This window comes from Methanobrevibacter sp., from assembly GCF_017410345.1.
GTDB lineage: Archaea > Methanobacteriota > Methanobacteria > Methanobacteriales > Methanobacteriaceae > Methanobrevibacter.
Genome location: NZ_JAFQQZ010000063.1, coordinates 1 through 10,876, shown reverse-complemented (window position 1 = coordinate 10,876; position 10,876 = coordinate 1). Strand labels below are relative to the sequence as shown.

Below are 10,876 nucleotides of genomic sequence, written 5' to 3'. Positions count from 1 at the left end.
TAAAAAAAAATAATAATTATCAAAAAATAATTTAGAAATAATATAAAATAAAGCAGAATAATTGATTATTCTGCAAAAAACCTTAATCATTGAAGCGTGCTTGGATCGATGGTTCCATTTAAAATGCCATCCACATATTCTTCATTGTACTTGAACTCTTCATCTGACATGTTCATTAATTCAGCCATTGAAGGAGCTTTCTTTGCATCCTTGAACTCGATGCTTTCAATCATTGGCTCAAGGTAATCCTTATACAACGGACAGAACAATGTGCCATCACATTCTGTCTTATTGTCATAAGCCATTACACTGATTGTATATGCAGTGCCATTGATATCCGCTTCACAAATGTATACATTAATGGTATTGTTGGTAGTGTTGGCATCTGCAGATGTCTTATTGTCAGTTATATCCTCATCCGGAACGGCTTGGGAATAGAAGATTTTCCAAGGCTGACCGTTATAGTTTCTTATTTCAGGTTGGCCTAATCCCTGCAATTGATAGACGTCAGTGATGAAATCACCATCCTTTACACAGGACATGTTATAGGTTATGTTATGTTCCTTATCCTCATAGGAATCTGTCCATCCTTTGGCAATGCCTGTTTCATTAATCTTATTTTGACTTACATCCCCAGAAAATGTTCCGGACATGAAATTATTGTCGAAATCTGTTGTAGGGCCCCCTAAAATATCAATGCCAAACACTTCAAATGCTGAAACAGCACTTAATGAAGCAATGATTATTGCTATGGCAGCTATTGCAAGAACAGCCATTCTCTTATTGTTCATAGTTTTCCTCCATATTTTAGAATATTCATGATTAAAATTTAAGATTAAAAATTTTTTTGATTAGAATTTAAAATTAAAAAAATTATTTGATTAGAATTTAAAGATCAGGAATCGGCCAAAGTGAAATTAGGCCTGAACTTGGAACTTCTTTTCATATTTTTTAGCTCTACTTTTGTAGGACATTTATATTCCTCCAACATTAGAATCTTGTAATCGTAATCTATTGGCAATGAATCATCCTTTCCATCGATAAGGCCTCTGAAGTTTGCGCCGGCCCAACCGGTTCCCCCTATATCATAGTTGATTCTGTCAATGGGATTGAACTTATCAAAGAACATTTCCAACTCTATTGTTCTTTCCATAGGAGCCTTGTAATGGATAGCCATGACCTTATTGGAGTTCATTCTAATCTTTATGTATTTCTGATCCATCTTTAATTCATCACCCTCTCTAACTTTCCTAATGGTGAAAAATGGATTTATTTCATTTTCAGACATGATTACACCTCATCTATAAAATATCTTCAACTATTCAGTGATTTCAATACTGATTGATTTGCTGTCTTCAATTATTTTCTGTTGCTTCTTATATTCATAATATCCGATTGTTTCAAGAACCTTGGATACGTCCACTTTGGTTTCAAAACAGCCGGATGTGGACAGAAGGACTCCCTGTGGAGCGAAATCTGACAAGGCCATCATTGTCTGATTCAAGTCCACATGACAAGCCACACCGACAACAGACTTGAACTTGTTTTGCTGAACTATCTTCTTTACGAAACTGGAACCTGGCACAATGAATATCCTATAGCCCATAGGTTCAGCCTTCTCCTTGATTATTCCAATTGCACATTTGCCGCAACAGGTACATTGAACACCGGTCTCCTTCAGGCTAGCCTCACAATGGGCGGACCTGAGGCAATGGGGCAATACGATGATCTTGTCTTCGGCGGCTATCTTTTCGAATTTGGCCTTATTGACCTTGTTTCTCACTTCAATTCCAATATTGTCAACAAAGGAATCATCAAGGCCAAAAAGATTAGCAAAGCTCTTGAATGGAGAATAGAACACATTTACGATGAATATGATCAAAGATGGAAACAGCAATCTATTTCTCCTGACTAGAATCACTCCCAATATAAGTCCCACAATAAGGATTACCACTATCAGGAATACTAAGAGCACAACACCTTCACCGATCAATTGGAATGCTTGTTCATGCAATAACATAATTTTCAATTCTTTAATTTTGAATAAATATAATCTAATAATTATAATCTAATATAAATATGAATATGATTAATGATTAAAATTCTAATAAATTATTTTATAGTTTTTTATTTTATATATATAAAACTTTTTAAAAATTAAAATCAACTTAAAAAGCTTAAGTGTGATAAATGCTTAAAAAGGCTCAATCTTATAATTCTTCACTTCCCCTTCTATGACAACACCATCCTCGGATTTGACAATGTTCAAGCCTGATAGGCTGTCGCAGGAACATAGGATGTCCTGTTCGGGGTGTGTTCCAGGGACTATTCCACAGTCAAGCCTTACGTTTTCACCGACTGACAATACCATCTTCAGCCTTTTTGATGAGGGGTGGTCCTTCGGAAGAACAAGTATAGGAGACTCTATATCCCTTGTGAGGTAGGCAAGGGATCTTATTCCCTTTTCATACTTTTCGCCAAGATTGAAGGATGAAACTGCTATCAAATCATCCTCTTCAAGGTATTGGACAATCTCATCACTGTCAGGAGTTCCTATGAATAGCATCTTCTCCTCTCCAGCCTTGACTATTCCCACCATGCCGCTTTCACCAAGCAAAAACAGTATCTCATCCTTTGTAAACTTGATTTCCGTTTCCATAATATCACCGAAAATTCATCTAATCTTCCTTTATCTGAAAATAATAGTTAAAATCTCATAAAATCATAAAAAATTATCATAAAATACCCATAAAATTTTCATAAAAATATTCAAAAATTATTCATAAAAAAATAGCAAATAATCTAAATCTAATAAAAAAAAGTTAAAGAGCAAATTGAATATCCGCTCTTAACATAAAATAGCAATATATTTATTCTTGTGCTTCTACATTGTCACTTTGACAGGAAGGACAGATAACCTTTTTACCTAATCCTTTAAAATCATTTCCACAATCTAAGCATTTATATTTCTTTGTTTTCAATTTTTTCATTGAAAGTTCAGCCATTGGGCCTCCAGAACTACACATATTATCACCTTTTATTAAAATAGTCAAATTCAAGAATATAATTTTTAACTATTGTTAATAAGTAATTGTAATTATATTTATTTTAGTATTTATTATTTTATATTTAAAATTAAAAAATAGAATATTTAAAAATAAATTAAACAAGTTATTCAGTCCATTGATTAGATTGACTATTAATCATAATATTTCATCAATTCTGTTGATTCTTCAGTCGATTCAAACTCATCTATGAACTCTTTCAGGTCTTTGATGAATTCCTTTTTTCTTTCATCCAAATCATCAACGGCAGAATAATCCTTTTTAATGGTCATATTCATTAAAATGTCATCTGTTTCAAGGCTAATCTGAGGATGATCATTGTTTGAATTGCTAAAATTCTCGAAATTATCATTATTTTCTGAACTGGAAATAAGATTTCCAAAGTCATCAAACTCTATGGATTCATCATCAAAGATAGGTTTGCTATTTTCCAATTCCCTTTTGAATTCCTCAAATTCCTTTTTAAAATCAATGTAGTCTTCTTCTGACATGGCAATCAATCATCTTCCCAATTCCTGATGAGCCTTTGCCAAGTGCCCTGCAGAGATTGCAGCAATCAAGGACAGTTCTCCAGCCATAACAGTTGAAATGACTATTTCAGCAAACTTGTTTACCTTTCCTGTACCTGCACAGTCAATGATCTTCAATCCTTCATTTGCAGTCTCAAGCCTTGTGCCTCCACCGATTGTAGCAATTGGTAGATCTGGCATGTTTACAGAGAAGTAAAGGTCCCCATCCCTATCCTCAGCTGTTGTGATACCAAGGGAACCTTCAACCACATGTGCCTCATCCTGACCTGTTGCCAGGAATATTGCTCCAATCATGTTTGCAAAATGGGCATTGAAAGCCATGCTTCCCGCTGCAGCGGAACCGATCAGGTTCTTTGCAACGTTAACCTCTTCAATTGCCTTTGCAGTTGTCTTGAGCTTAGCCCTTACAATGGCTTCAGGAATCAGAACATCTGCAACTACTGTCTTACCTCTTCCCTCGACTATATTGATGGCTGCAGGCTTCTTATCCACACATAAGTTTCCGCTCAATGCCAATGCATGGACTCCCAAATCATCATATAATTTGGCCAATACCTTTTCAGTTGCAATTGTCACCATATTCATTCCCATGCTGTCTCCTGTTGAGTATACGAAACGAGGATAAACATAATTTCCTACAATGATAATAGGGTCTATCTTGACCAATTTTCCATGACGGGTTGTTGATTCTGCAATTTCCTTAAGCTCATCAAACTTGTCTTCAAACCATTGCTTTACCTTTACGGCTTCAACAACTGAATCGGTCTTGATGGCTGGGGCCCTTGTCATCTTATCTCCAATTACCCTTGCATTGGCTCCTCCAGCTGCGGTAATGGCAGAACAGCCCCTATTGACTGATGCCAACAATGCGCCTTCAGAAGTGGCAAGAGGCACAAAGAAATCATCCTTTGCATGTTCCCCATTGACTCTTAAAGGGCCTGCCACACCAATAGGTATCTGTACGGTCCCTATCGGGTTTTCAATATTCTTTGCAAAGGCAAGCTCCATATCCAATGTATAATCGGCTATCTTAGTAAGCTCGCAATTGGAATGTCTTTCTATGAATTCCCTTCTGATATCCAAAGCCTCTGTAGCATCTTCAGTAAAATTATCTATTTGATAAAGCTTCATTTCACCAGCCAATAACTTTTCAATGATCTCCTCTTTATCCATATTATCACCGAGAAAAAATGGTTTTTATAAAAAAAAGCATTTTGTAAATTTTAATTTTTAGATTTGCATTCATTAGATTAAATAATTAGTTTTTAGAATATTAATTTTTAAATAATTAAAAAAAAATAAAAAAAGGAGGAGAAATCTATTCTCCACGAGCTTCCTTAATATATTCCACAATTTCAGAAGGTTTCTTAGCTACCTTTACTCCAGCAGCTGACAAAGCTTCCATCTTGCTTTTTGCAGTTCCTGAGTTACCTGCAATGATAGCTCCTGCGTGACCCATTCTTTTTCCTGGAGGTGCCGAAAGTCCCGCAATGTAAGCCACAACAGGCTTTGTGATGTTATCCTTAATGTATTCGGCGGCTGCCTCTTCTGCTCCTCCGCCGATTTCACCGATCAATACAATCTCTTTTGTATCAGGATCATTTTCAAACATGTCCAGGACTTCAATGTATGGGGTACCGATGACAGGATCTCCACCAATACCTACACAGGTGCTTTGTCCGATTCCCGCACGGGTCAATTGGCTTGCAATCTCATAGGTCAATGTACCGCTTCTGGAGATTACCCCCACATCACCTTCAGAGAAGATATGGGTTGGCATGATTCCAAGCTTGCCCACTTTAGGTGAGATGACACCAGGAGTGTTAGGTCCAATGACAGTGACTCCCTTTTCCTTTGCATAAGCCATGATTTCCATAGTGTCATGAATAGGAATATGTTCAGTGATTATAATGACCAGATCCAAATGCTCAATTGATTCGAATGCTGCATCCTTTGCAAATGGTGCAGGTACAAATATTATTGACGCATTCACATCAACATTTTCCTTTGCCTCTTCAATGGAATCGAAAACAGGGACTCCACAAACTACTTGTCCGCCTTTTCCTGGAGTGACTCCTGCTACAATGTTTGTATTATATTTCATCATCTGTTCAGTATGGAACTGACCTTGCTTTCCAGTAATTCCCTGTACTAAACATTTTGTATTTTCATTTAATATTATCATATGAACCACAATCTAATTCAATAATCTTTTTATGTAGAATTAATTTAACTAATTTAATTAATTAATTTATTTAATTAATTTAATTTATTTAATTATTTTAATTAATTTTTAAATGGATAATAATCTTTAAATTATTAATCATTATTATATATAGTTTTTAAATATTAAATAGTTAATGATTTATTTATAAAAAATAGTTTATTATCAATAATCTTAAAAATCCATAGAAAAAATAAAGGGTGAAAAATAGCAAAAAATAAGAAAAAATTTTAATAAAGAATTATTAAATTTACGATTGATTAAAATAACACTTTATTAAAAATATTTAAAATAATAGTATCTAAAATTAATTAAATCAATGATTATCCTAAAATTCTTGTTTTGTTTTCGAATGGTATAGATAAATCAATCATATTTCCATTCATTAATGCAGTAACAGATACCAAGACACTTCCAGGAAGCACATTGCATGGAGTGTGTTTCCTTACAAGATAGGTGTTCTTATTGCCTAAAGCAGCTCCAATCATTGCGCTTGCAACTACAGCAATCTGTTCCAGTTCATTGACAGAAACCACAACAACAGGATCATCTGTGACGCTTGTTGAGACATAGCCCACACCAGGAATGTCGCTTCTTGAACCTATCCTATCGCTTACGCCGGTTACAGCCTTCATGCCCCTTGCTGCATCTATGGCTGAATTTGCAACATCAGCTACAAATGACTCGCCGCCATAAGTGTCAAAGGCCATGATGATTGCATCCTGATAGAATCCCTCTTCAAGATTGGCTTCCGCATAGGAGATTCCTTCCCCTGCATTGTCAGGGTCTGTGGAGATTCCTCCCACATCTCCCAAGTCTTCCGCATTGTTCTTCAATATCTCCACAATGCCTGCATTGACTGTTTCCAAAAGCTCATCATCAACAAAAGCAGCAATCACCACATCATCTCCGGTGATGTTTGTCAAAGCAGCTTTCCTAGCTCCCAATTCCATCAGTTTGGGAATGTCCCTTTCAATATTCTCAACCAATGAATCGGAAACGGAAACGTCATTGTTTGAAATATCCGCACCAATAGCTACCACTTTCATAATATCAATTATATCTTTCATTCTCATAGTTAATATTTTTAATTATTTTATTGCGAATTTTAAAAACAGCCGATTAAAATCAATTAAGTATTTAATTAAATAAGTTAAATATATAAATAGAAACAATTATTTAAGAAAAAATATTGAATGATACTATTTTATTAAAATGAGGTAAGACAGTGTATAGTGAAACCAAAATAGCTATTCCAATATTTCAGAAGAATAAGGAAGATATCCTCAAGGTAGCTAATGACTGCATCATTAAAGGTGCGGATATTCTTGAACTTAGAATAGACGGCATGGAAAATCCTAATCCTAAGATTGTAAAGGAGATCATAGAGGAGATCAATTTTCCAATCATAGCTACAAACAGAACCGCTAAGGAAGGAGGATCCTTTAGAGGCAGCGAAGAGGATAGAATAGCTATTCTTAGGGAATGCTGTGATGTTGCAGACTATGTTGATGTTGAGCTTCAGACAGACCGAGAGCTTATTGAATCAATTACAGAAACAGGAGTAACTTCAATCATTTCATATCATAACTTCAAGCAGACCCCAGAACTTGACATATTGATGGATATTGTGATTCAGGAAAAGGAAATTGGGGATATAGCAAAAATTGCTGTCATGCCAAATACTCTTGAAGATACATTGACAATACTGCCTATACTATCTCACTTTGACAATGTTGTAGCCATTTCCATGGGGGAATTGGGAAGCTATACAAGAGTAATTGCCGCTAAATTCAATGCACCATTCACATTCGCTGTTGTCAATGACAATACTGCTCCAGGACAGATAGACATTGATACAATGAAATCATTGATGAATAGCGATTTAATCAATACAGATGATTTAAAATAATGAAAAAATAATTTTGCTCTTTTTAATCGAATCATCAAAAAGCTATTTTTTAGAATAGGTTACTAAAAATAAGATTATAGAAACTTGTTTTAAAAAAATAAAAAAAAGAATTAAGAGAATTAATCTCTTAATTAAATATTTAAATAAAATTTTAAATTTATTTTGTAACTGTTAAAGTTTTTGTAAGTGCTTTAGCAGAGTAATAAGTTGGACTTCCAGGTGAAAGAACCACTTTATGCTTACCTACCTTTTGACTGATCTTTAAGCTTGCGATTCCTTTCTTATTGGTTTTGATTGTGTAGGTCTTATACTTCTTGCCAGTGTAGACTTTCACTTTAACCTTTATGCCTGAAAGGACCTTTTTAGTCTTGGTACTTGTCACTTTAACTTTAAAGTATTTGCCTTTTTTAACTTTTAAAGATGTAGGAGCCATCTTAATAGGAGATTTGCTAACTTTAATTTGACTGGTTAAAGCCTTTGCAGAATATCCTTTATCATAGCCGCTGATAACAACTTTATAAGTGCCTGGTTTCAAAGTTACCTTCAATTGAACTGAACCATTTGAATCAGTAGTGCCAGTATAATTATAATACTTGTTTTTGGAAATGTAAACTTTTATATTCACAGTACCATAATAAATGGCCTTTTTGTTTTTGGTATTGGTCAATTTGATTTTGAAGACTTTGCCAGATTTATAATAGGTAGATACTTTTGGAGCAGTGAATTTAGCACTAGCTTTTTTAACAGTCAGATATCTTGTAATTTTGCTTGCAGTATAACTGTTGTCTGCAGTTTGGAAAACTATTTTATGCTTTCCAACAGACAATGGAGTGCTTAAATAGATTTGACCATTCTTATTGGTTTTGCCTAAGAAATTAGTGTATTTAGTGGAACTAGTGTATACTGTTATCAAAACATAAGCATTAGCAACCGCTTTTCCAGTCTTTTTATCTTTCAATTTGACTATAGCAGAATAATCAGAGTTATAATAGATAGTCCTATTGGAAGCAGTTAATGTAGTTGCCTTTGGTTTAATGGTTATAGTTTTTTTAACAGCACTGCAAATCAAATTGCTGTCAATTGATTTGAGGGTTAAATTATAGTTACCTCCAGTTAAAACCAAATCAGGACTGGTATAATGACCTGTTAGATTGGTTGTTCCATTTCTATCAGCATTAATATTTGTACCGTTGATTATAAATTGAACGTTGGCAACCTTAATTGGCTCTCCGGTTTCTGCATGGACTAATTGGAATGTATAAGTCAAGTTTTTACCGTATTCCTGTGTAATATTGCTTGCAATGATTTTTGCTTGAATCGGCTTAACGGTAATTTTAGTCACATTGGTAAATTTCAAAATGCCTTCTCCAGTGAATATTGCATTATTATATGTACCTACAGAAAGTGAAGAGAATCCATTATAAAGTGCGGATGTATCAAAAGTACTAATTGGACTCATAAATGTATCATTGAATACAATTAAACCATTTTCATCTGAAGTAAATGATTTACTGGTCATTATTGACATTCCTCCAGACTCAGAAATCTTATAGAAGTAGAATCCTGAAAGGCTAACGTTATAATTAACCAATGGTTCTCCGGTTTCTGCATCGACTAATTTGAATTTGAATTCACCAAATTGATAATCCGCTTCAGAAACAATAGGAACTATATATGCATCGATAAACGCTTTTAGATTAATTGTTTTATTTGTTTCACTTGAAGTTCCATTTTTATAGATGATTATCAGTTCAGCCTGATAGAATTCAGAAGTGAATTCGAGATCTGTTGTGAAATTAATGGTATAATTTCCTTCATTGCCAATCAATTCGAAATCAGTGATCTCACTAGATATATTTTCAGTCCCATTATCATATTTCAAGATTAACTTTAAATCCTCTTTAGTTACAGTCAAGTTAGTGACATTGACATTGGTAACGTTCTCACCGGTTTCAGGATCAGGGATCACTGTAATGTTGGTGTTGAAAATCTTGAATGGAATTGTAACGTTCTTAGTGGAATTGTTCACTTCAATAGAGTCACTAGCATCAATGGTATTATTTTCAAGGATATGCAAAGTAATGCTTATATTTGATGGATTAGCACTTTCAGTGCCTATGAATTCAATTCGAATTGTATAATTTCCAACTTCTGTCATATTGAAGTTAGATAATTTGATACTATTTGTAATGTAATCTCCATCAGTTTCATTAGTGCAGTTGAATTTCCATTGATCTTCCCCATCAACAAGATACCATACAATTATACTGCTTGCATTGACATTTAAGGTCTTATTAGATTCAAGGTTAATATGAAGAGGAATGATTACCTCATTGCCCAAACTAAGCTTTACGTCACTTGCATTGATGGTAGTGCCTGATTTTATAATGTTCAAAGCAGAAAAAGTCTCAAGGAAATAAGGAATATTATCTATTGTCTTATTAAATTGGATCTTCACATCATAATTGCCAATTGGCAATGTCTTATGAGGTAAAAATTCAAATATGATTTGAGATTCATTGTTTAAGGTGAAATTCATATCAGTATAATTATCTTCACCCTCTTTTGAATATGATACTAAAATATCATCTGCTGTAATGTTAATTGCATTGCTTTGATTATCTTTTACTGAAACGTTAATTGCAATGTCATCTCCATAGCTATAAGTTTCATTGCTTGCTTCTATACTTGAAGGAGTTCCTGTCTCATCAGCGGATTCCCCTCCATTTTCACCTGTTCCAGAATCAGCAGGATTAGTATCATCAGGATTTGGATCTTCCCCATCAGACAATACATTAGCATCAATTATATTATCGTCCACATTATCAATATCCTCGATTGCACTGATATCGCCCATTACAGAATCCTGAGCAATGAAATCTGCATCGCTTGCAGCTGAAGCTGCACTAATTCCAAGTAATAAGAGCAAGGATATCAATGAAACCAATAGGATATGCGATTTCTTAAATTTCATAAATTTTGTATCCTCCTTTACGTAATTTCAGTCAAATACATTAATTCTTATAAATATTAGAACTTAAATCATATAATTTTAAGTGATTTCATCTTTTATTATTTTTCATAATCATCACTATATATAATATATACATTATATAAATTTTTTATAATATATATCATTTTTGTT

Annotated in this window: 11 protein-coding genes; 1 reads left to right on the top strand and 10 read right to left on the bottom strand. The window is 34.0% G+C overall.

The genetic code is table 11. The features are described from left to right. Positions 1-86: 86 nt before the first annotated feature. The 9 genes from IJE13_RS08700 to IJE13_RS08660 all read right to left on the bottom strand — a co-directional run bounded on the left by IJE13_RS08700 (position 87) and on the right by IJE13_RS08660 (position 6,868). Positions 87-791 (bottom strand): hypothetical protein, encoded by a 705-nt coding sequence (locus IJE13_RS08700; protein ID WP_292779518.1) that lies wholly within the window; start codon positions 789-791, stop codon positions 87-89. A 104-nt stretch (positions 792-895) separates the two neighbouring features. Next, positions 896-1,288, bottom strand: coding sequence for a hypothetical protein (locus IJE13_RS08695; RefSeq protein ID WP_292779515.1), 393 nt, complete (start codon positions 1,286-1,288; stop codon positions 896-898). A 30-nt stretch (positions 1,289-1,318) separates the two neighbouring features. Continuing rightward, positions 1,319-2,020, bottom strand: coding sequence for a DUF116 domain-containing protein (locus IJE13_RS08690; RefSeq protein ID WP_292779512.1), 702 nt, complete (start codon positions 2,018-2,020; stop codon positions 1,319-1,321). 174 nt (positions 2,021-2,194) lie between these two features. After that, complete coding sequence (locus tag IJE13_RS08685; protein WP_292779509.1) at positions 2,195-2,659, bottom strand: hypothetical protein; 465 nt, start codon at positions 2,657-2,659, stop codon at positions 2,195-2,197. Between the two features lie 211 nt (positions 2,660-2,870). After that, positions 2,871-3,026 carry a hypothetical protein gene (locus IJE13_RS08680; RefSeq protein ID WP_292779506.1) on the bottom strand — a complete coding sequence of 52 codons (156 nt, stop codon included), beginning with the start codon at positions 3,024-3,026 and terminating at the stop codon, positions 2,871-2,873. Between the two features lie 173 nt (positions 3,027-3,199). Next, positions 3,200-3,556, bottom strand: coding sequence for a hypothetical protein (locus IJE13_RS08675; RefSeq protein WP_292779503.1), 357 nt, complete (start codon positions 3,554-3,556; stop codon positions 3,200-3,202). A gap of 9 nt (positions 3,557-3,565) precedes the next feature. After that, entirely contained in the window at positions 3,566-4,768 is a 1,203-nt protein-coding gene (gene hmgA / locus IJE13_RS08670) for a hydroxymethylglutaryl-CoA reductase (NADPH) (RefSeq protein WP_292779500.1), read from the bottom strand. A 145-nt stretch (positions 4,769-4,913) separates the two neighbouring features. After that, positions 4,914-5,780 carry a succinate--CoA ligase subunit alpha gene (gene sucD / locus IJE13_RS08665; protein WP_292779497.1) on the bottom strand — a complete coding sequence of 289 codons (867 nt, stop codon included), beginning with the start codon at positions 5,778-5,780 and terminating at the stop codon, positions 4,914-4,916. Positions 5,781-6,142: 362 nt separating this feature from the next. Next, positions 6,143-6,868 carry a hypothetical protein gene (locus IJE13_RS08660; RefSeq protein WP_292779495.1) on the bottom strand — a complete coding sequence of 242 codons (726 nt, stop codon included), beginning with the start codon at positions 6,866-6,868 and terminating at the stop codon, positions 6,143-6,145. Between the two features lie 179 nt (positions 6,869-7,047). On the opposite strand from IJE13_RS08660, the gene aroD reads away from it, so the two are divergent. Further along, positions 7,048-7,731, top strand: a complete 684-nt coding sequence (gene aroD / locus IJE13_RS08655) for a type I 3-dehydroquinate dehydratase (RefSeq protein WP_292779492.1) — start codon at positions 7,048-7,050, stop codon at positions 7,729-7,731. Between the two features lie 157 nt (positions 7,732-7,888). Here aroD and IJE13_RS08650 read toward each other — a convergent pair whose 3' ends face one another. Beyond that, a complete protein-coding gene (locus IJE13_RS08650; RefSeq protein WP_292779489.1) occupies positions 7,889-10,705 on the bottom strand; it encodes a hypothetical protein in 2,817 nt (938 codons plus the stop codon). Between the last annotated feature and the right edge of the window lie 171 nt (positions 10,706-10,876).

Bases quoted from the DNA above. Each gene is read 5' to 3' on its own strand.
- IJE13_RS08700 (WP_292779518.1), bottom strand. From the start codon at position 791: ATGAACAATAAGAGAATGGCTGTTCTTGCAATAGCTGCCATAGCAATA.
- IJE13_RS08695 (WP_292779515.1), bottom strand. From the start codon at position 1,288: ATGTCTGAAAATGAAATAAATCCATTTTTCACCATTAGGAAAGTTAGA.
- IJE13_RS08690 (WP_292779512.1), bottom strand. From the start codon at position 2,020: ATGTTATTGCATGAACAAGCATTCCAATTGATCGGTGAAGGTGTTGTG.
- IJE13_RS08685 (WP_292779509.1), bottom strand. From the start codon at position 2,659: ATGGAAACGGAAATCAAGTTTACAAAGGATGAGATACTGTTTTTGCTT.
- IJE13_RS08680 (WP_292779506.1), bottom strand. From the start codon at position 3,026: ATGTGTAGTTCTGGAGGCCCAATGGCTGAACTTTCAATGAAAAAATTG.
- IJE13_RS08675 (WP_292779503.1), bottom strand. From the start codon at position 3,556: ATGTCAGAAGAAGACTACATTGATTTTAAAAAGGAATTTGAGGAATTC.
- hmgA (WP_292779500.1), bottom strand. From the start codon at position 4,768: ATGGATAAAGAGGAGATCATTGAAAAGTTATTGGCTGGTGAAATGAAG.
- sucD (WP_292779497.1), bottom strand. From the start codon at position 5,780: ATGATAATATTAAATGAAAATACAAAATGTTTAGTACAGGGAATTACT.
- IJE13_RS08660 (WP_292779495.1), bottom strand. From the start codon at position 6,868: ATGAAAGTGGTAGCTATTGGTGCGGATATTTCAAACAATGACGTTTCC.
- IJE13_RS08650 (WP_292779489.1), bottom strand. From the start codon at position 10,705: ATGAAATTTAAGAAATCGCATATCCTATTGGTTTCATTGATATCCTTG.